This is a genomic window from Streptomyces sp. NBC_00028 (genome assembly GCF_045041065.1).
Lineage (GTDB): Bacteria > Actinomycetota > Actinomycetes > Streptomycetales > Streptomycetaceae > Streptomyces.
On record NZ_CP108293.1, the window covers coordinates 5957949 to 5980878 of the forward strand.

General features: G+C 71.6%; 19 protein-coding genes and 1 riboswitch. Of the genes, 13 read left to right on the top strand and 6 right to left on the bottom strand.

Going from position 1 to position 22930, the window contains the following annotated elements:
• Positions 1 to 205 precede the first annotated feature (205 nt).
• A complete protein-coding gene (mfd, locus tag OG885_RS26810) occupies positions 206 to 3736 on the top strand; it encodes a transcription-repair coupling factor (protein ID WP_405735916.1) in 3531 nt (1176 codons plus the stop codon).
• A gap of 52 nt (positions 3737 to 3788) precedes the next feature.
• Positions 3789 to 5780 carry an NACHT domain-containing protein gene (locus OG885_RS26815; RefSeq protein WP_405735919.1) on the top strand — a complete coding sequence of 664 codons (1992 nt, stop codon included), beginning with the start codon at positions 3789 to 3791 and terminating at the stop codon, positions 5778 to 5780.
• 3 nt (positions 5781 to 5783) lie between these two features.
• Here OG885_RS26815 and OG885_RS26820 read toward each other — a convergent pair whose 3' ends face one another.
• The 3 genes from OG885_RS26820 to OG885_RS26830 form a co-directional block, all read right to left on the bottom strand.
• Positions 5784 to 6155 (bottom strand): MerR family transcriptional regulator, encoded by a 372-nt coding sequence (locus OG885_RS26820; protein WP_405742892.1) that lies wholly within the window; start codon positions 6153 to 6155, stop codon positions 5784 to 5786.
• A gap of 31 nt (positions 6156 to 6186) precedes the next feature.
• Positions 6187 to 6942 (bottom strand): SDR family NAD(P)-dependent oxidoreductase, encoded by a 756-nt coding sequence (locus OG885_RS26825; RefSeq protein WP_405735922.1) that lies wholly within the window; start codon positions 6940 to 6942, stop codon positions 6187 to 6189.
• Positions 6943 to 7138: 196 nt separating this feature from the next.
• Positions 7139 to 7723: a TetR/AcrR family transcriptional regulator gene (locus OG885_RS26830; protein ID WP_405735924.1), complete on the bottom strand. Its 585-nt coding sequence runs from the start codon at positions 7721 to 7723 to the stop codon at positions 7139 to 7141.
• Between the two features lie 104 nt (positions 7724 to 7827).
• On the opposite strand from OG885_RS26830, the gene OG885_RS26835 reads away from it, so the two are divergent.
• Positions 7828 to 8727: an SCO6745 family protein gene (locus OG885_RS26835; RefSeq protein WP_405735926.1), complete on the top strand. Its 900-nt coding sequence runs from the start codon at positions 7828 to 7830 to the stop codon at positions 8725 to 8727.
• Between the two features lie 125 nt (positions 8728 to 8852).
• On the opposite strand, the gene OG885_RS26840 is transcribed toward OG885_RS26835, so the two are convergent.
• Positions 8853 to 9038, bottom strand: a complete 186-nt coding sequence (locus OG885_RS26840) for an antitoxin (protein ID WP_399961235.1) — start codon at positions 9036 to 9038, stop codon at positions 8853 to 8855.
• 177 nt (positions 9039 to 9215) lie between these two features.
• Here OG885_RS26840 and OG885_RS26845 point away from each other — a divergent pair, with 177 nt between their 5' ends.
• Together OG885_RS26845 and OG885_RS26850 are read left to right on the top strand one after the other, a co-directional pair.
• Positions 9216 to 9998, top strand: a complete 783-nt coding sequence (locus tag OG885_RS26845) for an HNH endonuclease family protein (RefSeq protein ID WP_405735928.1) — start codon at positions 9216 to 9218, stop codon at positions 9996 to 9998.
• A gap of 67 nt (positions 9999 to 10065) precedes the next feature.
• Entirely contained in the window at positions 10066 to 10809 is a 744-nt protein-coding gene (locus OG885_RS26850; protein WP_405735930.1) for an N-acetyltransferase, read from the top strand.
• Positions 10810 to 10821: 12 nt separating this feature from the next.
• On the opposite strand, the gene OG885_RS26855 is transcribed toward OG885_RS26850, so the two are convergent.
• Complete coding sequence (locus tag OG885_RS26855) at positions 10822 to 11625, bottom strand: hypothetical protein (RefSeq protein ID WP_405735933.1); 804 nt, start codon at positions 11623 to 11625, stop codon at positions 10822 to 10824.
• Positions 11626 to 11729: 104 nt separating this feature from the next.
• On the bottom strand, positions 11730 to 12413 hold the full coding sequence (locus OG885_RS26860) for a hypothetical protein (RefSeq protein ID WP_405735935.1): 684 nt from the start codon (positions 12411 to 12413) through the stop codon (positions 11730 to 11732).
• A gap of 207 nt (positions 12414 to 12620) precedes the next feature.
• Between OG885_RS26860 and OG885_RS26865 the strand changes: the two genes are divergently transcribed.
• The 8 genes from OG885_RS26865 to OG885_RS26900 all read left to right on the top strand — a co-directional run bounded on the left by OG885_RS26865 (position 12621) and on the right by OG885_RS26900 (position 22844).
• Positions 12621 to 14864, top strand: a complete 2244-nt coding sequence (locus OG885_RS26865) for an N-6 DNA methylase (protein ID WP_405735937.1) — start codon at positions 12621 to 12623, stop codon at positions 14862 to 14864.
• A gap of 225 nt (positions 14865 to 15089) precedes the next feature.
• Positions 15090 to 15755, top strand: coding sequence for a hypothetical protein (locus tag OG885_RS26870; RefSeq protein ID WP_405735939.1), 666 nt, complete (start codon positions 15090 to 15092; stop codon positions 15753 to 15755).
• Positions 15756 to 15793: 38 nt separating this feature from the next.
• Positions 15794 to 17287, top strand: a complete 1494-nt coding sequence (locus OG885_RS26875; RefSeq protein ID WP_405742894.1) for a protein kinase domain-containing protein — start codon at positions 15794 to 15796, stop codon at positions 17285 to 17287.
• Positions 17288 to 17455: 168 nt separating this feature from the next.
• A complete protein-coding gene (locus OG885_RS26880; RefSeq protein ID WP_405735941.1) occupies positions 17456 to 18100 on the top strand; it encodes a SurA N-terminal domain-containing protein in 645 nt (214 codons plus the stop codon).
• A gap of 94 nt (positions 18101 to 18194) precedes the next feature.
• Complete coding sequence (locus tag OG885_RS26885) at positions 18195 to 19190, top strand: nucleoside triphosphate pyrophosphohydrolase (RefSeq protein ID WP_405735943.1); 996 nt, start codon at positions 18195 to 18197, stop codon at positions 19188 to 19190.
• Positions 19191 to 19357: 167 nt separating this feature from the next.
• Positions 19358 to 20638, top strand: a complete 1281-nt coding sequence (locus OG885_RS26890; protein ID WP_405735945.1) for a cytochrome P450 — start codon at positions 19358 to 19360, stop codon at positions 20636 to 20638.
• A 191-nt stretch (positions 20639 to 20829) separates the two neighbouring features.
• Entirely contained in the window at positions 20830 to 21786 is a 957-nt protein-coding gene (locus OG885_RS26895; protein ID WP_405735947.1) for a transglycosylase family protein, read from the top strand.
• 194 nt (positions 21787 to 21980) lie between these two features.
• A riboswitch (cyclic di-AMP (ydaO/yuaA leader) is annotated at positions 21981 to 22148 on the top strand.
• Between the two features lie 3 nt (positions 22149 to 22151).
• Positions 22152 to 22844 carry a transglycosylase family protein gene (locus OG885_RS26900; protein ID WP_405735949.1) on the top strand — a complete coding sequence of 231 codons (693 nt, stop codon included), beginning with the start codon at positions 22152 to 22154 and terminating at the stop codon, positions 22842 to 22844.
• The last annotated feature ends 86 nt before the right edge of the window (positions 22845 to 22930 follow it).

Sequence of the window (22930 nt, forward strand, 5' to 3'; positions counted from 1 at the left end):
GTCCACTGGGAGCTTTTCGTTCGCCGGAGCTTTTGGGTGGCGGGAGCTTTTGGCCGGCGGGGAGAACCGGCGTTGTCCACAGCCCCCGGCAGCGCCGCTCGCACCGACGTACGCTGGATACCCCCCGGCCGGTCACCGCGTCGGGCCCCTCGTGATGCCCAGCCACGTTCGTGTTGCCCACACCCAGGACGGAAGCGCCCCCTCCATGAGCCTGCACGGTCTGCTCGACGCCGTAGTCAAGGACACCGCCCTCGCGGAAGCGATCACCGCGGCCGCGGACGGCAACCGCATGCACGTCGACCTGGTCGGCCCCCCGGCCGCCCGGCCCTTCGCGATCGCCGCGCTGGCCCGCGAGGCCGGCCGCCCGGTGCTGGCGGTGACGGCGACCGGCCGCGAGGCGGAGGACCTGGCGGCGGCCCTGCGCTCGCTGCTGCCCTCCGAGGGCGTCGTCGAGTACCCCTCCTGGGAGACCCTTCCGCACGAGCGCCTCAGCCCGCGCAGCGACACCGTCGGCCGCCGTCTCGCCGTCCTGCGCCGTCTGGCCCACCCGCGCCCCGACGACCCCGAGACCGGCCCCGTGTCGGTGGTCGTGGCACCCGTACGGTCCGTGCTCCAGCCGCAGGTCAAGGGCCTCGGCGACCTGGAGCCGGTAGCGCTGCGGACCGGCCGGACCGCCGACCTCAACGCGATCGTCGAGGCCCTCGCGGCCGCCGCCTACGCGCGCGTGGAGCTCGTGGAGAAGCGCGGCGAGTTCGCCGTACGCGGCGGCATCCTGGACGTCTTCCCGCCCACCGAGGAGCACCCCCTCCGCATCGAGTTCTGGGGCGACGACGTAGAGGAGATCCGTTACTTCAAGGTCGCCGACCAGCGCTCCCTGGAGATCGCCGAGCACGGCCTGTGGGCGCCGCCCTGCCGCGAACTGCTCCTCACCGACGAGGTACGCGCGCGTGCCGCCGCCCTCGCCGCGGAGCACCCCGAGCTCGGCGAGCTGCTCGGCAAGATCGCCGAGGGCATCGCGGTGGAGGGCATGGAGTCCCTCGCCCCGGTCCTCGTCGACGACATGGAGCTGCTGATCGACGTGCTGCCGAAGGGCGCCATGGCTGTCGTGTGCGACCCGGAGCGGGTCCGCACGCGGGCCGCCGACCTGGTGGCGACCTCGCAAGAGTTCCTCCAGGCGTCCTGGGCGGCCACCGCGGGCGGCGGCGAGGCCCCGATCGACGTCGGCGCGGCCTCCCTGTGGTCCATCGCGGACGTCCGGGACCGGGCGCGCGAGCTGGACATGATGTGGTGGTCGGTGTCGCCGTTCGCCGCGGACCTGGAGCTGGAGGCGGACACCCTCCAGCTCGGCATGCACGCGCCCGAGACCTACCGCGGCGACACCGCGAAGGCACTGGCCGACACCAAGGGCTGGCTCGCCGACGGCTGGCGCACGGTCTTCGTGACCGAGGCCCACGGCCCCGCCGCCCGCACGGTCGAGGTCCTCGGCGGCGAGGGCATCGCGGCCCGCCTCGACGCCGAACTGGTCTCCTTGAGCGCGTCCGTGGTGCACGTGGCGTGCGGCTCGATCGACTACGGCTTCGTCGACCAGGCGCTGAAGCTCGCCGTCCTCACCGAGACCGACCTGACCGGCCAGAAGGCGGCCGGCAAGGACGGCGCCCGGATGCCGGCCCGGCGCCGCAAGACGATCGACCCGCTCACCCTGGAGGCGGGCGACTACATCGTCCACGAGCAGCACGGCGTGGGCCGCTACATCGAGATGGTCCAGCGCACCGTGCAGGGCGCCACGCGCGAATACCTCGTCGTCGAGTACGCCCCCGCCAAGCGCGGCCAGCCCGGCGACCGCCTCTACATCCCCACCGACCAGCTGGAGCAGATCACCAAGTACGTCGGCGGCGAGGCCCCCACCCTGCACCGCCTGGGCGGCGCCGACTGGACGAAGACCAAGGCGCGCGCGAAGAAGGCCGTCAAGGAGATCGCGGCCGACCTGATCAGGCTCTACAGCGCGCGCATGGCGGCCCCCGGCCACACCTTCGGCCCGGACACCCCCTGGCAGCGCGAGCTGGAGGACGCCTTCCCGTACGCGGAGACCCCCGACCAGCTGACCACGATCGCCGAGGTCAAGGAGGACATGGAGAAGTCGGTCCCCATGGACCGCCTGATCTGCGGCGACGTCGGCTACGGCAAGACGGAGATCGCGGTGAGGGCCGCGTTCAAGGCGGTGCAGGACGGCAAGCAGGTCGCGGTGCTCGTCCCGACGACGTTGCTGGTCCAGCAGCACTTCGGCACGTTCAGCGAGCGCTACTCGCAATTCCCGGTGAACGTACGGGCGTTGTCGCGCTTCCAGACCGACACCGAGGCGAAAGCGGTCCTGGAGGGCCTGCGCGAGGGCGCGGTGGACGTCGTCATCGGCACCCACCGGCTGTTCTCCTCCGAGACCAAGTTCAAGGACCTGGGCCTGGTCATCGTCGACGAGGAGCAGCGCTTCGGCGTCGAGCACAAGGAGCAGCTGAAGAAGCTCCGTGCGAACGTCGACGTCCTGACGATGTCCGCGACCCCGATCCCCAGGACCCTGGAGATGGCGGTCACCGGCATCCGCGAGATGTCGACGATCACCACACCCCCGGAGGAGCGCCACCCGGTCCTGACCTTCGTCGGCCCCTACGAGGAGAAGCAGATCGGCGCGGCCATCCGCCGTGAACTGCTGCGCGAGGGCCAGGTCTTCTACATCCACAACCGCGTCGAGTCGATCGACCGCGCGGCCGCCCGCCTGCGCGAGATCGTCCCCGAGGCCCGGATCGCGACCGCGCACGGCCAGATGTCGGAGTCGGCGCTGGAGCAGGTCGTCGTCGACTTCTGGGAGAAGAAGTTCGACGTGCTGGTGTCGACGACGATCGTGGAATCCGGCATCGACATCTCCAACGCGAACACCCTGATCGTGGAGCGCGGCGACAACTTCGGCCTCTCCCAACTGCACCAGCTGCGCGGCCGGGTGGGGCGTGGCCGCGAGCGCGGTTACGCGTACTTCCTGTACCCGCCGGAGAAGCCGCTGACGGAGACGGCCCACGAGCGCCTGGCCACCATCGCCCAGCACACGGAGATGGGCGCGGGCATGTACGTGGCGATGAAGGACCTGGAGATCCGCGGCGCGGGCAACCTCCTCGGCGGCGAGCAGTCCGGCCACATCGCGGGCGTCGGCTTCGACCTGTACGTCCGCATGGTCGGCGAGGCGGTCGCGGACTACCGGGCCTCCCTGGAGGGCGGTGTCGAGGAGGAGCCGCCCCTGGAGGTCAAGATCGAGCTCCCGGTCGACGCGCACGTCCCGCACGACTACGCCCCCGGCGAGCGGCTCCGGTTGCAGGCCTACCGCGCGATCGCCTCGGCCAACACCGAGGAGGACATCAAGGCCGTACGGGAGGAACTCGTCGACCGCTACGGCAAGTTGCCGGAGCCGGTGGAGAACCTCCTCCTGGTCGCGGGTCTGCGGATGCTGGCGCGCGCGTGCGGCGTCGGCGAGATCGTCCTCCAGGGCACCAACATCCGCTTCGCGCCCGTGGAGTTGCGGGAGTCCCAGGAACTGCGGCTCAAGCGGCTGTATCCGGGGACGGTGATCAAGCCGGCGGTGCACCAGGTGCTGGTGCCGCGGCCGAAGACGGCGAGGGTGGGCGGGAAGCCGCTGGTCGGGCGGGAGTTGCTGGGGTGGGTCGGGGAGTTCCTGACGTCGATTCTGGGGTCGTAGAAGTGAGGGGTTGAGGGGTCACAACCTGCCGTTCTGCGGCACCATGTCGGGCATGGCGTTCGGGGGAAGCGGGAGTAGGACCGCCTCGGTCGTGGGCGTGACGTGCGCGCTGGTCACCGGGGTGGTGGTGTACGTGCTGTGGGGGCAGCACGGCCCGCTCGGGGTGTCCGAACGCGGCAGCCTGATCTCCGTGGCCCTGCTACCGCCCGCTCTGGTCGTGTCCGTGGTGGGGCTCAGGCGGCAGCGGTCCGGGGCGCGCGAGGACGAGGCGGTCGCGGTCGCCCGGCTCGTACGGGAGGTGCGGTCGGTCGGCGAGCCGCAGTGGATGCACAGCCTCGGCGGTGAACTGACCGCCATCGACGTGACGTTCGCGTTCCGGCCCTACGCACACGCGCGTGCCGCCGAACTGCCGCCCACGCCCGCCGGGCAGTTGGAACGGGTCGTTGAGGACTATCGCGCCGTCCGGCCGCGACGGCTGGTGATCACCGGGGAGCCCGGAGCGGGCAAGACCGTGCTCGCACGCAAGCTCCTGATGGAGCTCAACAAGGCACGCGGTGAGCGTGAACCGGTCGCCGTGCTCATCGCGCTCGCCGACTGGGACACCCGTGAGGCCCTGACCGACTGGATCGTGCGACACCTGGAACGCGACTTCGGCATGCCGTCCCGCTCCGCCCGCAAGGTCATGGACGCGCGCATGGTCCTGCCCGTGCTCGACGGGCTGGACGAGATGGACGCCGCTGACGTCGACCTGGCCGACTCCCGGGCGCGCCGGGCACTGGAGGCGCTGGCCCGCTACCAGGACGGCACCGACCCGGCACCGCTCGTGCTGACCTGCCGGGCCCGGCGATACGACGAACTGGAGGCCGACGGCAGCCACATCCTCGATGCGGCCCGTATCGAGATCGAACCGGTGGACTCCGCGCGAGCGGTTCGCTTCCTTGAATTGCGAGGCGCCGCGCGCAGACCGGCGCTGTGGGAGCCGGTGCTCGACGAGTTGCGGTCCGCGACGGGGGGCGTACTCGCGTCGGCACTGTCCACCCCGTGGCGCCTCGCGCTGGCGGCGATCGTCTACGAACGGGAGGGCGACCCGGGGGAGTTGGTGGGCACGGCCGCGTCCTCCGCCGATGCCGTCGCCGAGTTGCTGCTGGGGCGCTTCATCGCGGCCGTGGTGGACCGTGTGCCCCGGCAGGCTGGTCGGTTCCCGGAACGGACCGTGCACGCCCGGCTGCACCGGCTGGCCAGGGGACTGGAGACGGACCTGGTGCTGCACCGGCTGGGAGACCGAGTGGCGCCGGCGGTACGGACGGCGGTGATCGGGGGGTTGGTGCTGACGACCGCCGTACAGGTGGCGGCTCTGTGGCAATGGCCGGTGTACGCCGAAGTCGCGATGGTGAACTGCCTCAGCCTGATCCTCGGTGTTCTCATCCTCTTCAACGAACTCCGGTCCCTCCAGACCGGTTCCACCGAGGAGAGCGTCCTGTCCACCATCGCGGTGCCGCCGCTGGGCAGTCCGCTGTGGCGGCTGGGGCTGCGCCGGTTCGGCCGCAGAAAGGTGCGCGTCCTCGCGGTGTTCCTGCTGGTGAGCGCGGGCACCTGGTGGAATCTGGCCGACGGACCGTTCGACGCGCGGACCGTCCTGCTCCTGGCGTCCACCGGCTGGATAGCCCTGATGATCGTGGTCGGGTGCGTCATGGCCGAGTTCGACAGCACGGCCGTCGGGCCCGGTGGGCCGGTCAGGGCGGTGTGGTGCCTCAGCGCGCTCGCCGCCGGCATGGTCGCGGGCGGCATCGCGATCAGCGGCGGTCCCGAACTGATCGACGTGCTGTTCGGGGCCTGCCTGATCACCGTGCTGCTCGGATTGATGTCGGAATGGGTCGGCTACCTGATCTACCGCCTCGCGAACCCGGCCCTCGGCCTCCGCCTCCCCTCCTTCCTCGACTGGTGCGTCACCGCGGGCCTGCTCCGCACCTCCGGCATCGCCTACCAGTTCCGCCACCGCGAGTTCCAGGAGTGGCTGGTACGACACCCTCGGCCGCTCCACTGAGCCTCACGCCACAGGACGTATGCGCCCCCGCGTCGCCTCCGCCAACACCCCCGCCAGCCGATCCCGTACGGCGACCTGCGCGGCGATCCGCTCCTCCATCACGGCGAGCCGCTCCAGGGCCACCCGCAGCGCCTGGGCGGAGGCCGGACCCTCGGTCACGTCGCCGTCCAGGCACGGCAGGAACACGCGTACGTCGTCCAGGGTGAGCCCCACGTCCAGGAGGTGCCGGATGTTGCGGACCCGCACGGCGACTCCGGCGTCGTAGAACCGGTAGCCGTTCACCGAGCGAACGGACGTGATGAGCCCCGCCTGCTCGTAGTGGCGCAGGGAGCGCGGTGTGGTGCCGGTGGCCTGGGCGAGCTCGCCGATCCGCAGGCGGGCGTCGGGGCTGTCATGCCGATGAGTCTCACGCGACGACCGCACCCCCGTCCACCGGAAGGATCACACCCGTGATGAACGAGGCCTGTGGCGAGGCGAGTTGGGCGATGGCCCAGGCGACTTCCTCGGGGCGGCCGACCCGGCCCAGCGGAGTGTGCTCCAGCTGCCACGCGCGGATCGCGGCACGCTGCTCGGGGGTGTAGCCGGAGTGGTCCGCGATGGGCGTCTCGATCGCGCCGGGGGCGACGGCGGCGACCCGGATGCCGAGCGGGGCCAGTTCGACGGCCCAGCTGCGGGTGAGCACTTCCAGGGCCGCCTTCCCGGCGGCGTAGAGCGAGTTGCCGGGCCAGCCGCGCTGACCGACGGCGGTCGTGACGTTGACGACGACACCCCGGCTCTCGGTGAGGGCGGGGAGTGCGGCCTGGGTGAGCAGTACGGGCGCGAGGAGGTTCGTCGCGAGCTGGGGCGCGATCGACGCGCGCGTGTACGTGCGCAGGGACTCGGTGTTGACGATCGCCGCGTTGTGGACGAGGACGTCGATACGGCCGTAGTGCGCGAGTGCCGTACGGACGACCGTGTCCGGGCCGTCCTCGGCCGTGACGTCGACGGGGAGCGGGGTGATGAGGGCGTCGTCGTACGCGGCGGTCTCGGCGAGGGGTGCCGGGCGGCGGCCCACGGCGAGGACGTGCGCGCCGCGGGCGGCGAAGGCGTGGGCGGTGGCGCGGCCTATGCCGGTGCCCGCGCCGGTGACGATGACGGTTTCCGGGGCCTTGGTGGAGGTCATGCGGGGATCGTCGAACCCTGACGCCGGTGTCAAGGTCAAGTCCTACAGTGCCGGGCGGGGGTCTCGCGGAGCCTGTCGCCGGGGCGTGAGGGTCGCACGGAGCCCGTCACCGGGGCGTGGGGTCTCGCGGAGCTTGCCGCCGGGGCGGGGGTCGCGCGGAGTCAGTCACCGGGGCGCGGAGGTCGCGCGGAGCCCGTCAGCGGAACAGGGTCGCCGCCAAGGTCCGGAACACCTCCTCGGGGTCCTTGTCGCCGACCGGCCCGTCCAGGTTGTGGCCGAGGAGTAGCGTCGCGAAGCCGTGGGCGAGGGACCAGGCGGCGACGCCGGCGAGGCGGGGGTCGATGCCGCTGGGGTCGACGGCGGACACGGACTCGCGCAGGGCGTCGCCGGCGAGCGCGCGGGCGGTGGTCAGTTCGAGGTCGTCGGCGCGCAGCAGCCCCGGCGTGAACATCACCTGGAAGTGCGCGGGGTGCTCGCGCGCGAAGCGCACATAACGCACGCCCGCCTCCTTGAGGTCCGGGGCCTCCCGAAGCGTGGTCGCCAGTAGCCCGAAGCCCTCGGCGGCGATCGACGTGAGCAGACCGGTGCGGTCCTTGAAGTGGTGCGCGGGGGCCGCGTGCGAGACCCCGGCCCGGCGGGCGAGGTCGCGCAGGCTCAGCGCGGCGGGCCCGTCGGTGGCGATGACGTCGAGCGCGGTGGTCAGGATCGCGCGCCGCAGGTCGCCGTGGTGGTAGGGGCGGGGTGAGGCCGGCTTGGTGCTGTCGGTGTCCGCAGGTGCCATGGACAGCAGCGTACGCGCAATCTAGGCATTGACAAGTTCGGGCGGGCGAGGCAATCTTGTCAGTGTCAAGTTCACGAGCTTTTGATACGGCGAGGAGGCGTGGCATGTCGCAGCACGAGGGTGGGGCCGGCGTCGTCGGCGGCGTGGAGCCGGCCCGGGTGCGGCAGCTCTGGCATCTGCTGGAGCCGCTGCACGCGGTTCTGTACTACGCGCCGGAGGTCTTCGAGGAGGCGGCGGCGCTCGGCTACGACACCAAGGAGCGCTGGCCGAGCTACTTCCCCTTCCGTGCGGCGCCGTTGGGGGCGGTGGACGCCGGGCGTGTGACGTCCGCGTTCTACAGCTTCAGCCCGCGCATGGTCGCCGAGCATGTCGACGCCGCGTGGAGCGTCGCGCCTCCGGAGGCGGTGCTGGCGGCGCGGCTGCGGGGGATCGACCGGGCGTACCGCGCGATGTTCGGCGACCGCGTCGACAGCCCCGAACTGGCCGAGGCCGCCGCCCTCGCCCGGCGCGCGGCCGAGGCGGCGAACACCGCGGGCCGCCCGCTGGCCGCGGCCAACGCCGCGCTGGAATGGCCCGACGCCCCGCACCTCCAGCTGTGGCAGGCGGCGACGATCCTGCGTGAGCACCGCGGTGACGGCCATCTCGCCGCGCTGCTCGTCGCCGGTCTCGATCCGGCCGAGTCGCTCGTCTCCTTCGCGGCGATAGGCGCGGCGTCCGTCGAGCGCTTCGAGAGCCGCGGTTGGAGCGAGGCGGAATGGACGGCCGCCCGTGAGCGCCTGGCCGCCCGCGGCCTGATCGACGCCGACGGCACGGCCACGGAGGCGGGCCGCGCCCTGCGCCACCGCGTCGAGGAGCACACCGACCAACTCGCCGCCGCTCCCTGGCAGTCCCTCGCGCCGGCCGACATCGACCGCCTGGTCGAACTGCTCGGCGACTATTGGGTGGCGGTCCTGTCCTCCGGTCTGCTGCCCTCGGAGACGACGCTGGGGATCGGGAAGGTGTGAGGCCCTGAGCGGTGGGGCGTGGGGTACACGAAGCCGGGGCGTGGGGCACGCGAGGCCGCCCGCGGGAGCGGGTGCTCTCCGCGGGCGGCCTCTGCGATGTCGTGTTCCTCCGTGGGCCTCCGGCCTTACGGCTGCTCGGGCCTGTCTCGGTCCATGCCCATCGCGCCTTCGATCTTCTGCTGCGCGTCGTCGACCTGGCCCTCGTACTTGTTGCCCGTCTTGTCGTTGGCCTTGCGTTCCGCCATGTCGGACATGTCCTTGGCCTTGTCCTGCATCTGGCGGTTGCTCTTGAACCTGTCGAAGATGCCCATCCAGAGCTCCTTCCGGAGGTGACTCGAATCGACGATACGCCCGAGATGCGAAGAACGCCCCTTGAGGCCCCATATGGTCTGGACCTCTTGCCCGCTACGGTGAGATCAGGCAGCTGAGAACAGGCAGCACATGCCTGTGCGGGGTGGAGACGGACAGAACAAGGGGAGGGACGCACCGTGACGCGTCTGAGGGGTGGGGCGGCGGGCGTCGCCGCGATACTCGGCATGGTCGTACTGCTCACCGGATCGCTCACCGGATGCGAGGGCGTCGATCTGCCCTCGGACGGTGAGCCCTCGGGCTCAGCCCCGGCCGTCGGCTCGGGCCGCGCCGTGAGCCCGCTGGACAACCCGGACGGCACGAAACCCGGTCTCGCGGCGATCACCTCGGACGCCGACCGGGCGAAGGCCCGGGACCTGATCGAGAAGGTCGCGACCAAGGGCCGCGGCCCTAAGACGGGGTACGACCGCGACGAGTTCGGCTACGCCTGGATGGACTCCGCCCCCGGCGGCGTCCCCTTCTCGCACAACGGCTGCGACACCCGCAACGACCTCCTCAAGCGCGACGGCGACGACGTCCGCTTCCGCTCCGGCTCGGACTGCGTGGTCACCTCCATGACCCTGGCCGACCCCTACACCGGCCAGGAGATCGACTGGGTCAAGGCCCGGGCCACCAAGGTGCAGATAGACCACGTCATGCCCCTGTCGTACGACTGGCAGATGGGCGCGGCCCGCTGGACCAAGGGCAAGCGCGAGGACATCGCCAACGACCCGCTCAACCTGATCCCGGTCGACGGCCCGACCAACGGGTCCAAGAGCGACTCGGGCCCCGCCTCCTGGCTGCCCCCGAACAAACAGATCCGCTGCTCCTACGTGGTGCGCTTCGCGCAGGTGTCCCTGAAGTACGAGCTTCCCGTGACGAAGGCGGACAAGGAGATGATGCTGCGCCAGTGCGGCGGCTGATCCGCCCCGGTGACCTGGTCCGGAAAACCGGTTCCGGCCCCCGCCGCCGCCCGCCTACGGTGACCGCATGGAGCTGAAGGTGTCGAGTCTCGCCGAGCGCCCCGACGACGTCGAGCGGGCGGTCGGGATGGCCGACAGCTGGCCGGAGTTCGTCACCCGGGACCTGGTAGGTGACCACCACTACGGCCGGATCGCCAGGGAGTTCGCGGCGTATGTGCTGTTCGCCGAGGACGAGCGGGGCGAGGTCGTCGCCACCGGGTTCAGCGTGCCCTTCGCCCTCGGCGCCGAGGGACGGGGCGAACTGCCCGCCCGCGGCTGGGACGAAGTGCTCCTGTGGGCCTTCGCCGATCTGCGCCGCGGGACACGGCCCGACACGGTCAGCGCGATCGCCATCAACGTCCGGCCCGACCTCCAGGGCAAGGGCCTGTCCGGCCGCATGCTCTCGGCGATGCGCGACAACGCCCGCGCCCACGGCTTCGGCGAGGTCGTCGCCCCGGTCCGCCCCAGCGCCAAGCACCTCGAACCGCACACCCCCATCGAGGAGTACGCCCACCGCGTACGCCCCGACGGACTCCCGCACGACCCGTGGCTGCGCGTGCACGCCAGAGCCGGCGCCACCGTCGAGGCGGTGGCGCCGGCGTCCATGACCGTGGTCGGCTCGCTGGAGCAGTGGCGCCGCTGGACCGGACTGCCCTTCGACACCCGGGGCGACATCGAGGTGCCCGGAGCGCTGGTGCCGGTGCGCTGCGAGCCGGAGCGGGGATACGCGGTGTACGTCGAGCCCAATGTGTGGATGCGGCACCCGCTCTAGGGGGCCTGGGGCTCAGCCGCTCAGCGCGTCCAGGTCCAGGATCTCGCCGCTGGGCTTCTGCGCCGGGACCTTCTTGTCGTAGTCGCTGAAGGTGAGGGTGCCCGGGTCCTTCGCGGAGACGCTGTCGACGCGCAGCAGATACGGCTTGCCCTCGGTGGCGACGTACAGCGTGTAACGCTCCTTGCCGTCCCGCTCGTTCAGCACGATCGCGGGCGTGCCGTCGACGGTGGTGGTCCTGCCGCGCGAGGCGTCCGTCTCGGCGTCGTCGGCGTCGCCGAGCACCGTGTCGAGGTCGCAGAAGCCCGCGATGTCCTTGGCGTCCTCGCCCTTCGCGGACATCTTGGTCCACTTCCCGGCGAGCAGCGCCACGGCCGCGTCCACGTCCGACTTCTTCTCGCCCTTGCTCTGCTCGCGCAGGAACTTTTCGTCGTACTTCATGTAGACGGTGTCCCCGACCTTGATCAGATCGGTCTTGCCCTGGCCGCCCATGCTCATCGTGCCGGCGCACTCGCCCTGCTTGTTCAGGGCCATGTCGATCGTGATGGTGCTCCCCGACTCGTCGTCGGCGACGTCCCCCTTCATCCGCAGCGACGAGGCACCGGTCGTGGCCTCGACGGCCTTGTCGGCGATCTCGGCGCCGGTGAGTCCGGCGAAGGGTTCCTTCGCCGCGCTCTTGCCCGGCGAGGGCGAACTCGACGTGCTGGAACCGGCCTTGTCCGGCTTGTTGTCGGCCTTGTCCTGCCCGGACTGGCAGCCGGTGAGACCGATCGTGGCCGCGGCGGCGAGGCAGACAGTGGCGAGTGCGGTGTGACGCATGGGAATTCCCCGATGGTGAGGCGGTGGGATGAGCGGGTACGGCGAGACCTGCCGCGGGTACGGCACCACGGGCGTGGCGTGGTCTCGCCGTACGGGGGCCGGCGTCAGCCGGTCTTCTTCCAGTCCGTGCAGCCGGACGTCTTGAAGTAGGTGTCCTTGGCGCTGATGGTGACGACGGCGCTGCCGGACACGTTGTCGTTCGCGATGATCGAGTCGAGGCCGTGCTCGGCGTCCTTGGCGCGCTCCCAGTAGCACATGTCGTCCTCGTTGCCGGTGGACTTGTACGTTCCGGGCGCGATGTCGGCGCCGACTCTGAACATGCCACCGTCGCCGGCCATCTTGGCGGCGGGCGAACCCTTCGCCTTGGTGTCGACGGCCTCCCAGTCGTTGCAGTCGCTCGACTTGAAGATCTTGTCGGTGGCCTTGACGGTGACGTAACTGGTGCCGGTGACATTGTCGTTGGCGAGCAGTGAGTCCATCTCGCCCGAGGCGTCCTTGGCGCGCTCCCAGTAGCACATGCCGTCCTCGTTGCCGGTCGTGCGGTAGGTGCCGGGCTTGATGTCCGAGCCGACCTGGAACTGGCCGTCCCCCTCGAAGGCCGGCTTCTTCTCCTCGGCGGCCTTCGCCGACTCCTTACCGCCCCCGGGCTTCGCCTGGGCGGACGAAGAAGAGCCCTTGCCGCTGCTCTCGGAACCGCCGGTGGAGTCGTCACCGGAATTCGCCGACACGGCGCCGATGACGACGATCCCCACAACGGCCCCCAGCGCGATCTTGCCCTTCATGCCCATGACTGTGTCCCCTCCCGACACGGTGACAGCCGCTGATCGGCTGTCGTTCGTTCGCTGGGTCAATAAGAGCAGAGGCTGTGAACCGAGTCAACACGATTCACAGGATGGGTTGTGTACACGGGCGTGAATGGGTAGATCTTGCCTACGCCGCTATGCTCGGCGTCACACGCGGGACACGCGGAGCGGGGACGATGAGGGAGCGGGCCGGTGCAGGACAACGCCACAGAGGTGACCGCCGCCGGGATCGCCCGGCTCGCCGGGGTCGGCCGCGCTGCCGTCAGCAACTGGCGCCGCCGCCACGCCGACTTCCCCAAGCCGGTCGGCGGCACCGAGACCAGCCCGTCCTTCGCCCTCGCCGAAGTGGAGAACTGGCTGCGCAAACAGGGGAAACTCGCCGAGGTCCCGTTGCGGGAACGCGTCTGGCAGCAACTCGTCGGCCACCCCGAGGGCCCGGTCGCCGCGCTCACCCACGCCGGGTGCGTGCTGCTGCTCATCCATGACCGGCCCACCGTCTGGCTCGACGTGAGCGCCGGTTCCGACGAGCGGCTCGTGGCGATGCTGCCGGGCGCGCTGGAGGAGGTGCTGACGCCCCGCTTCGGACCGGTGTCGGCTGTGAACTCCCGGCGCGCTGTGAACTCGCCGCGCCCCGTCAACGTGCCGCGCGCCGTGAACGCCGCCGGTGCCGACGCCGCCCGTGTGAACACCCACCACGCCGACTCCGCCCGTGTGAACACGCCCGGCGCCGACGCCCCTGTGAACACCCCCGGCACCCACGCCCCTGTGAACACCCACCCGGCGGCCCCCCACCCCCACCCCACCGCCCAGCCGGCCGTCCACCTCCCCACCGGCCCCGACCTCCTCCCCTCCGCCCCCCTCCTGCGCGGCGCCGCCGAACTCGCGGCGGAACTCGGCGCCCGGCAGACCTTCGAGTTCCTGCTCGGCCGGCACCTCGACGCCAACCCGCGCCAGTACACGCTCACCCCCGCCGACCTCGCCGACCTCATGGCTGACCTGGCCGGCCCGGTACGCACCGTCCTCGACCCCGCCTGCGGCACCGGCGCCCTGCTGCGCGCCGTCACCGCCCGCGCCGACCAGGAGCTGTACGCCCAGGACAGCGCCCCCGAGCTCGCCGCCCTCACCGCGCTCCGGCTCGCCCTGCACACCTGTGCCGTCGTGCGCGCCGCCACCGGTGACACCCTGCGCGCCGACGCCCACCCCCACCTGCACGCCGACGCCGTCCTGTGCCACCCGCCGTTCAACGAGCGCAACTGGGGCCACGACGAGCTCGCCTACGACCCCCGCTGGGAGTACGGCTTCCCGGCCCGCACCGAGTCCGAGCTGGCCTGGGTGCAGCACGCGCTCGCCCGCCTCAAGGACGGCGGCACCGCCGTCCTCCTCATGCCGCCCGCCGCCGCCTCCCGCCGCTCCGGCCGCCGTATCCGCGCCGACCTGCTGCGCCGCGGCGCGCTGCGGGCCGTCGTCGCCCTGCCGGTCGGCGCGGCACCGCCGTACAACATCCCGCTCCACCTGTGGGTGCTGCGCCGGCCCGAGAAGGCGCCGACGCAGCCCGAGGTGCTGCTCGCCGACACCGGACAGTTCGCCGCCGACGGACGCGGCGGGCCCGACTGGCGGGACGTGCGGGAGGCCGTGCTCGACGCCTGGCGCGCCTTCGACCGCGCGGGCACCCTCGAGGAGCGGCCCGGCCTCGCCCGCTCCCTGCCGGTCATCGACCTCCTCGACGACGACGTGGACCTCGCCCCGGCCCGCCACCTCCCGCCGCCGACCGCGGCCGACGGCGCCGAGCAGCTCACGGCCGTACGCGAGCGCCTCGGCGAGACCCTGCGTCTGACCGCGGACCTCACACCGGCGCCCGCCGACGCCGCGCACCCCGCCCGCTGGCCCCTCACCACCATCGGCGAACTCGCGCGCGGGGGCGCCCTGGTGCTGCGCACCGGCGGAAACGGCGGCCACGCACGCGTGCCCGTCCTCACGGACCATGACGTCCTCGCCGGAACGGCGCCCTCCGGCTCACTCCCGGAGAGCGAGGAGGCGGCCGTGCTGGTCGAGCCCGGCGATGTCGTCGTCCCGGTGCTCGGCGGCGGCTCGATGGCGCGCGTGATCGACGACGCGACCGGGGGCGCCGCCCTGGGGCGCAACCTCGTGCTCCTGCGCCCCGAGCGCACGGCGCTCGATCCCTGGTTCCTCGCCGGCTTCCTGCGCGGCACCGCCAACAACCGCCAGGCCAGCAGCTACGCCTCCACCGCCACCCGCCTGGATGTGCGCCGCCTCCAACTGCCCCGGCTCCCGCTCGACGAACAGCGCCGCTACGGCGAGCGGTTCCGCGCACTCGACGAGTTCGAGCGGGCGCTCAGGCGCGCGGGCCGGCTCGGAGAACAGCTCCTGCGCGGGATGTACGACGGCCTCACGGACGGCACGGTCGCCCCCGACTGACGCTCCCGGGCGTTCCGTTGGCGCATGCCCGGCGCGGAAGCCGCCACTCCGCCGACCTGCGCGGGCGCGAGAAGTGATCAGTGCGACAACGGTTCGGTACAACCCGGGACCGCATGTCCGTGTCGGCCTATACGCTCGCCTGTACGCGCGAAGCGACAATCGCAGGAACGGGGTTGCCGGGCGTCGGCCGCCCTCGTACGCCCACCCAAGGCACCAGGAGCAGTCATGCATGGCCACGGCTACACGCAGCCGGTGAAGCAGCCGCCCCACCCGGCATGGCTGGTCCTCCTGCGTGTGCTGTTCGTGGTGCTCGGGATCTTCACCATCGGCCTGTTCTCCTGGGCGATGCTGCTGCGCCTGGCGCTCGTGACGCGCAGGGGACTCGACTGGGCGCTGTTCGCCGCCTCGCTCGTCGCGGTCACCCTCGGGCTCGTGCTGATCGGCATCGAACCGGGCGACGAGATCCACACCGCGGGCGGCTGGACCGGCATGGCCCTGCTGTTCGGCACGCTGGTGGCGGCGATCGCGTACTACCTCTCCGCGGACGTACGCCACTTCCACCAGCTCCGCTACAGCGCGTACGCCACGCAGCCCGCCCCGGCCCCGACGCCCTCACCGGCGTACGGCTATCCGCAGCCCCACACCCAGCCCCAGCCCCCCGCACCGTCGCCGTACACCGCCACGACCCTGCCGCAGGCGCCCGCCCCGATCCCGCAGCCGCACCAGCAGATCCCCATGCCGCAACCTCCCGCGCCCCACACGCCCCCACCCGCGCCCCAGCGCCCCGCGCCCGCCCGGATCGACCAGGTGCGTGCCGAGCTGGACGAGCTCAGTGACTATCTGCGCCGGCAGGACGGCCAGGCCGGCGGCAACCACGAGGGCGGAAGGTGACCGTGGCGACAGGACGTGTCGTCGCCGGCCGCTATGAACTGTCCACGCTCATCGGACAGGGCGGCATGGGACAGGTCTGGACGGCGTACGACCAACGGCTGGACCGGCGCGTGGCGGTGAAGCTGCTGCGCCCCGACAAGGTCGCCGGGCAGGAGGCGGACGAGCTGCGCCGCCGGTTCGTGCGCGAGTGCCGGGTGACCGCGCAGGTCGACCACCCCGGGCTCGTCACCGTGCACGACGCGGGCAGCGAGGGCGAGGAGCTGTTCCTCGTCATGCAGTACGTCGACGGCGCGGACCTCTCGGACCACCTCGCCGAGCACGACCCGTATCCCTGGCAGTGGGCCGTCGCGGTCGCCGCGCAACTCTGCGCCGTACTGAGCGCCGTGCACGCCGTGCCGATCGTCCACCGCGACCTCAAGCCGCGCAACGTGATGGTGAAGCAGGACGGCACCGTCACCGTCCTCGACCTCGGTGTCGCCTCCGTCATGGACGCCGACACCACCCGCCTCACCCACACCGGCACCCCCATCGGTTCGCCCGCCTACATGGCGCCCGAGCAGGCCATGGGCGGCGCCGTCGGCCCGTACACCGACCTCTACGCGCTCGGCGTGCTGCTCCACGAACTCCTGAGTGGTGACGTCCCGTTCTCCGGCTCCACGGCGCTCGGCGTACTGCACCGCCACCTCTACGAGCCCCCGCTCCCCGTACGCCGTCTGCGCCCGGAGGTGCCGGAAGCGCTCGAGACGCTCGTCCTGCGCCTGCTCGCCAAGGACCCGCAGCACCGGCCCGCCAGCGCGCAGGAGGTCTACGAGCACCTGGAGGCGCTCCTGCCCGCGCGCGGGATGCCCACGGGGGCGCCGCTCGACCCCACGCGCCCCTTCCTGCGCCCGCACGCCCCCTGGCCGGACCGCGCCCGCACGCCCGCGCCCCAGCCGACGCCCGCCGTGCCGCACACGCCCCCCGCCGAGAAACCCGACGTCGCGCGCGCCGTCGACGAGGTCAAGCGCCTCCTCGGCGAGGGCCGCATCACCCAGGCCGTCGACATCCTCGGCGCGATCCTGCCCGCCGCGGCCGAGCAGCACGGCGAGCACTCACCGGTCGTCCGCACCCTGCGCAAGCAGTACGCCGCCACGCTCATGGACGACGGCCAGTACCGGCGCGCGCTGCCCGAACTGCGCCGCCTCGCCGACGAACGGGCCGCCGAGGCCGGCCACGCCGACCCCCAGTCCCTCCGCTTCCGCTACGACGCCGCCCAGTGCCTCGAACAACTGGGCGAACCGGCGGCGGCCCTGGCGGAATACCGCGCCCTGCTCCCCTTCTACGAGAACCAGTACGTGGCCGGCGACCCCGACATGGCCCACGACATCCGCCGCCGCATCGGCCACCTCCTACTCGCCCTCGGCGACCGCCCCGCCGCCCACGACACCCTGGCCCGCCTCGTCCACGACGTCGAACACCTCCACGGCCCCGGCCACCCCCTCGCGGCGGAGGTACGCCGGACGCTGGAGTGGCTGGGACAGGTGCGCGGCTGAGACCCGTCAGGGCGCCTTCGGCCGGGGTGCAGGGCACGCCGTGCCGCGCCGGTGCCCCAAGTCCCGGTGAATCGTTGGTCGAATGGGTTGGCCAGAGCTTGCCCACTGCCTACCATCGATCACCGCAAGACTTTGTGCACCGTCGCACAATCTCCTCGGGAGGCTTCCTTGCACCGCCGTCGTCGCACCGCGTTCCTCCTCTCCGCCGCGATCGTCGCGGCGCCGCTGCTCACCGCCTGCGGCAGCGACGCGCATCCCGGCGCGGCCGCCGTCGTCGGCGACCAGCGGATCACCGTCGCGCAACTGGAGACCAGGGTGAACGAGGTGCGCGACGCCCAGCGCGCCGCGCTGCCGGACGACGCTCAGTACGCGCAGGCCATCGCCAAGACCGGCACCCTCGCCCGCGACACCCTGCACGGCATGGTCCTCGACCAGGTCCTGCACCGCGCCGCCGAGGACGCCGGCATCACCGTCACCCGCAAGGAGATCCAGACCATGCGCACCGGTCTGGAACAGCAGGCCGGCGGCTCCAAGGCCCTGGAGACGGCCTGGCTCCAGCAGTACGGCGTCGCCCCCGAGCGCCTCGACGACAACCTCCGCCTCCAGCTGGAGGCCCAGAAACTCGCCGCCGCACTCGGCACCGACACCAGCCAGCCCGCCTTCTGGGCGGCCCTGTCCAAGGCGTCCAAGGAACTCGACGTCGACCTCAACCCCCGCTACGGCACCTGGGACGTCGAGAAGAGCAGCCGCGTCGACGCCAAGACACCGTGGGTACGCGAGGTCACGGCATCGGGAACCCAGCAGACGGCCTGACCCGGGAAACGTGCGGCGGCGGAACGGTACGGCACCGCCGATCGCCCTGTGGATGACTCGCGGGGCTGTCGGCGGCGTGGGTTAGCTTCGAACCGTGAACACCACCAGCCCCGCAGCCACGCCGGACACCCCCGCGGCCCCCGGCCGCATCGTCCTGCTGACCACCAGCCACCGCGTCGCCCCCGGCCTGCTGTCCTGGCCCGCCTGGCGGACCCTGCACGCCGCCGACCGCGTGCTGTGCGCCGACGGAGCGCACCCGCAGCTGCCGTATCTGCGCGAGGCCGGGACAAGGGTCGACGAGGCGTCGCCGACGGCGGAGGAACTGGTCGCCGCCTGCGCGGGCGGTCGCACCGTGGTCGTCGTGGCGACCGGTGAGGGCGAACCGGCCCTCACCGACGGCCTCGCCCGCCTCGCCGGCTCGGGCCGCGTGTCCATGCCCGACCTGGAACTCCTCCCCGCCTCCTACGACCTCCCCGGCGCCCGCCTCCTCGACCTCGTCCAGGTCATGGACCGCATCCGCGCCGAATGCCCCTGGTCCTCGCAGCAGACCCACAAGGGCCTGGCCAAGTACGGCATCGAGGAGGCGTACGAACTCGTCGAGGCCATCGAGGACGGCGACCGCGACGAACTCCGCGAGGAACTCGGCGACGTCCTCCTCCAGGTCGTCTTCCACGCCCGCATCGCGGAGGAGCACCCCGAGGCCCCCTTCTCCATCGACGACGTGGCGGGCGGCATCGTCACCAAGCTCATCCACCGCCACCCCCACGTCTTCGGCGACGAGACCGCCTCGACCCCCGAGGAGGTCAAGGCCCACTGGCTGCGCACCAAGGCGATAGAGAAGCAGCGCGAGTCGGTGACGGACGGCATCCCCCTCGGCCAGCCCGCCCTGGCCCTCGCCACGAAACTGTCGTCACGGGTCCGCACGGCGGGCCTGGAGGTACCGCTCCCGAAGGGCGAGGGCATCGGCTACGAACTGCTCGCACTGGCAGCCGCCGCCGAGTCCGAGGGCGTCGACCCGGAGGCGGCGCTGCGGGTCGCGGCGCGGGCCTATCGGGACGCGGTTCGGGCGGCTGAGGGGCTGGGTGAATGAGGGGCTGGGTGGCTGAGGCGCTGGGTGGCTGAGGGGCTGGGTGCCTGGTACGCCGACATCCGTCCGTGGCGGGCCGGCGAAGCTGGGCGGTCGTAGCGCAAGGCCGCCGAGACGGGTCACCCGGATCCCGCGCAGGTGTCGGCGGAAAACCCGGATACCGTCAAGGAGTGACCGACCAGCCCCTCGCCGAGCGCACCACCCCCACGGCCCCCGAACTCTTCACCTGGGAGTTCGCCACCGACCCCTACCCCGCCTACGCCTGGCTCCGCGAACACGCGCCCGTGCACCGGACGCGGTTGCCGAGTGGTGTGGAGGCGTGGCTGGTCACGCGTTACGCCGACGCCAAGCAGGCCCTCGCCGACCAGCGGCTCAGCAAGAACCCCGCGCACCACGACGAGCCCGCGCACGCCAAGGGGAAGACCGGCATCCCCGGTGAGCGCAAGGCGGAGTTGATGACGCATCTGCTCAACATCGACCCGCCGGACCACACGAGGCTGCGCCGGCTCGTCAGCAAGGCGTTCACGCCGCGCCGGGTCGCCGAGTTCGCTCCGCGCGTGCAGGAGTTGACCGATCAGCTGATCGACCGGTTCGCCGCACAGGGCTCCGCCGACCTCATCCACGAGTTCGCGTTCCCGCTCCCCATCTACGCCATCTGCGACCTGCTCGGCGTCCCCCGCGAGGACCAGGACGACTTCCGGGACTGGGCAGGCATGATGATCCGGCACGGGGGAGGGCCGCGCGGCGGGGTCGCGCGGTCGGTGAAGAAGATGCGCGGATATCTGCTGGAGCTCATCCACCGCAAGCGCGAGAGCCTCCCCGCCGACCCCGTCCCCGGCGAGGACCTGATCTCCGGCCTTATCCGCGCCTCCGACCACGGCGAGCACCTCACCGAGAACGAGGCCGCGGCGATGGCCTTCATCCTTTTGTTCGCGGGGTTCGAGACCACGGTCAATTTGGTGGGTAATGGGCTGTTTGCCCTGATGACCCACCCCGACCAACGTGCCCGCCTCCAGGACTCCCTCGCCGCAGGCGAGAGGGGCCTCCTGGAGACCGGTGTCGAGGAACTCCTGCGCTACGACGGCCCGGTGGAGCTCGCCACGTGGCGCTTCGCCACTCAGCCGCTCACCGTCGGAGGGCAGGACATCGCCGCCGGCGATCCCGTGCTCGTCGTGCTCGCCGCCGCCGACCGGGACCCCGCACGGTTCGCGGACCCCGACACCCTCGACCTGTCCCGCCGTGACAACCAGCACCTCGGCTATGGCCACGGCATCCACTACTGCCTCGGCGCACCGCTCGCCCGACTGGAGGGTCAGACCGCGCTCGCCACCCTGCTCACCCGGCTCCCCGACCTTCGACTCGCGGTGGATTCAGCCGATTTGAGATGGCGTGGCGGCCTCATCATGCGTGGGCTGCGGACGTTGCCTGTCGAGTTCACGCCGACCTCGTAGCAGGGTTCGCGCCAACTCGGCCATCAGTGCAGGTCGTTGTAAACGTGACACGCCCTCATCTCTGTGATCTTCACGTGATCTGCGCGGCATTAACTTGTGACAAGTGATCGTCTGCCGATACGTTCACCAACCAGCGTGGCGACCAGCACCACCCGCCACGCCGGTCACCGCTGTCTCCGAAAGGTCCCCGCATGCTCACCGGGAACGGTCGTCACCGTCGCCCCCGCCAAGCTCCGGCGCTTCTCGTCGCGGCCGGAGTGACCGGCTCCGCCATCGCGATCCCGCTGCTCGCCGCCACCGCCGCGAACGCGGCCGACGGGAGCACCTGGGACAAGGTCGCCAAGTGCGAGACCGACGGCTCCTGGAGTCAGAACAACGGTGACGGTACCTACGGCGGGCTCAGCCTCTCCCAGGAGAACTGGGAGAAGTACGGCGGCCTCGACTACGCCCCGACCGCCGACCTGGCCAGCCGCAACCAGCAGATAGCCGTCGCCGAGAAGGTCCTCGCGGACCAGGGTGTCGGCGTCTGGGGCGCCTGCGGGCTGCTCAACGGGCTGAGCAAGGACTCCGGCTCGGCCGATGTCGACACGGGTGTCGGGAGCGACTCGTCCGACGGGGCCGGCTCCGCGTCCGATGCGTCCGGCTCGGGGTCGGAATCGTCCGGGTTGTCCAACTCCTCGGAGTCCGACTCGTCGGGCGACGCCTCCACCGATGCCTCCGGCGACGCGTCCGGCAGTGCCTCCGGTGATGCCTCCGCCTCGCCCTCCGCCTCGCCGGACAAGTCTTCCAAGTCGGACACGTCCGACTCTGATCCCGCCGATTCACAGTCGCCCGACAGCTCGCCCACAGTTCCGGCCAATGAGGTCGAATCGGACAACTCGTGGCAGGAGGGCGGTTCTTCGAGCCTCGTCGACATCGGCGCTCTCGGTGCCGACAGCGAAGACGGCGCCGGTACCGGTCGGCACCGTGGCGCGAGCGCCGCCGAGAAGGCGTACACCGTCCGCGAGGGCGACACGCTCGCCTCCATCGCCGACTCCCTTGGGCTCGACGGCGGATGGCGTCGGCTCTACGCCGTGAACAAGAAGGTCATCGGCACCGACCCGAGCGCCATCATGCCCGGTCAGACCCTCGTAGTCGGGTCTGAATAGGGCGAAAACCGGCGGGAGTTCACGTCATGCTTCGCGCCGAATGTCCGGTTTGGCGAAAGTGTGGGATGAGTCTCAGAAGCCCTGATCGTCTTTGAAATTCCCCGGATTCCGTGGCTACGGTCAACACCGCTCGTCACCACGAGCCCCGGCTGCCGCAACGCCGAATCCTGCCAGCGGCCGTACGGGAACAGTCGTCGCGTCAAGCGCCGTAGGCAGGAGCGGGGGACCCAAGGTAAGTGCCGGGCCCAGCAGTTCACGCTGGACCGGCTTGGGGTGAAGCCGCGCATCGGGAGATGCGCGGCCGGGCAACTCAACCGGCCCGAACCCGACAGCTCACCTCGCAGGCGTCGGTGAGGGGATCCACCATGCTGTTTTCCGGCAAGGGCAAGCACCGTCGTCCGTCCAAGGCCACCCGCGTCGCCGCGCTCGCCGGCGTCACCGGTGTCGCCATCGCCGCCCCGCTGATGGCGGCCGGCAACGCCTCCGCCGCCACCGCCTCCGAGTGGGACGCCGTCGCCCAGTGCGAGTCGGGCGGCAACTGGTCCATCAACACCGGCAACGGCTACTACGGCGGTCTGCAGTTCTCCGCCTCGACCTGGGCCGCGTACGGCGGCACGGCGTACGCCTCCACCGCCGACCAGGCCTCCAAGTCGCAGCAGATCGAGATAGCCGAGAAGGTCCTCGCCGCCCAGGGCAAGGGCGCCTGGCCGACCTGTGGTGTGGGCCTGTCCGGCGCCACCTACACCGGCGGCGGCAGCTCGTCCTCCTCCGGCTCCTCCAGCTCGTCGAGCGACAGCAGCACCAGCACCCGCTCCTCCGAGCAGTCGACGTCCCGTTCCTCGGAGCGCACGACCGCCAAGAAGACCGTCACCACCCCGACCGGCAAGAAGGTCAAGAAGGGCGACGGCGAGTACAAGGTCGTCAAGGGTGACACCCTCAGCTCCATCGCCGAGAAGCACGACGTCAAGGGCGGCTGGCAGAAGCTGTTCAAGCTGAACAAGGACATCATCAGCGACGCCGACTTCATCTACCCGGGCCAGCAGCTGCACCTCAAGTAGGGCAGCCGGGCAACGCCCAGCTGAACCACAGCGCCCTCACATCCGTGGTCCTCATACTGAAGGCCTCGTGAGGGTCACCCCCGTCC

Coding starts and splice junctions, on each gene's coding strand:
- mfd (WP_405735916.1), top strand. CDS start 206: ATGAGCCTGCACGGTCTGCTCGACGCCGTAGTCAAGGACACCGCCCTC.
- OG885_RS26815 (WP_405735919.1), top strand. CDS start 3,789: ATGGCGTTCGGGGGAAGCGGGAGTAGGACCGCCTCGGTCGTGGGCGTG.
- OG885_RS26825 (WP_405735922.1), bottom strand. CDS start 6,942: ATGACCTCCACCAAGGCCCCGGAAACCGTCATCGTCACCGGCGCGGGC.
- OG885_RS26830 (WP_405735924.1), bottom strand. CDS start 7,723: ATGGCACCTGCGGACACCGACAGCACCAAGCCGGCCTCACCCCGCCCC.
- OG885_RS26835 (WP_405735926.1), top strand. CDS start 7,828: ATGTCGCAGCACGAGGGTGGGGCCGGCGTCGTCGGCGGCGTGGAGCCG.
- OG885_RS26840 (WP_399961235.1), bottom strand. CDS start 9,038: ATGGGCATCTTCGACAGGTTCAAGAGCAACCGCCAGATGCAGGACAAG.
- OG885_RS26850 (WP_405735930.1), top strand. CDS start 10,066: ATGGAGCTGAAGGTGTCGAGTCTCGCCGAGCGCCCCGACGACGTCGAG.
- OG885_RS26855 (WP_405735933.1), bottom strand. CDS start 11,625: ATGCGTCACACCGCACTCGCCACTGTCTGCCTCGCCGCCGCGGCCACG.
- OG885_RS26860 (WP_405735935.1), bottom strand. CDS start 12,413: ATGGGCATGAAGGGCAAGATCGCGCTGGGGGCCGTTGTGGGGATCGTC.
- OG885_RS26870 (WP_405735939.1), top strand. CDS start 15,090: ATGCATGGCCACGGCTACACGCAGCCGGTGAAGCAGCCGCCCCACCCG.
- OG885_RS26895 (WP_405735947.1), top strand. CDS start 20,830: ATGCTCACCGGGAACGGTCGTCACCGTCGCCCCCGCCAAGCTCCGGCG.
- OG885_RS26900 (WP_405735949.1), top strand. CDS start 22,152: ATGCTGTTTTCCGGCAAGGGCAAGCACCGTCGTCCGTCCAAGGCCACC.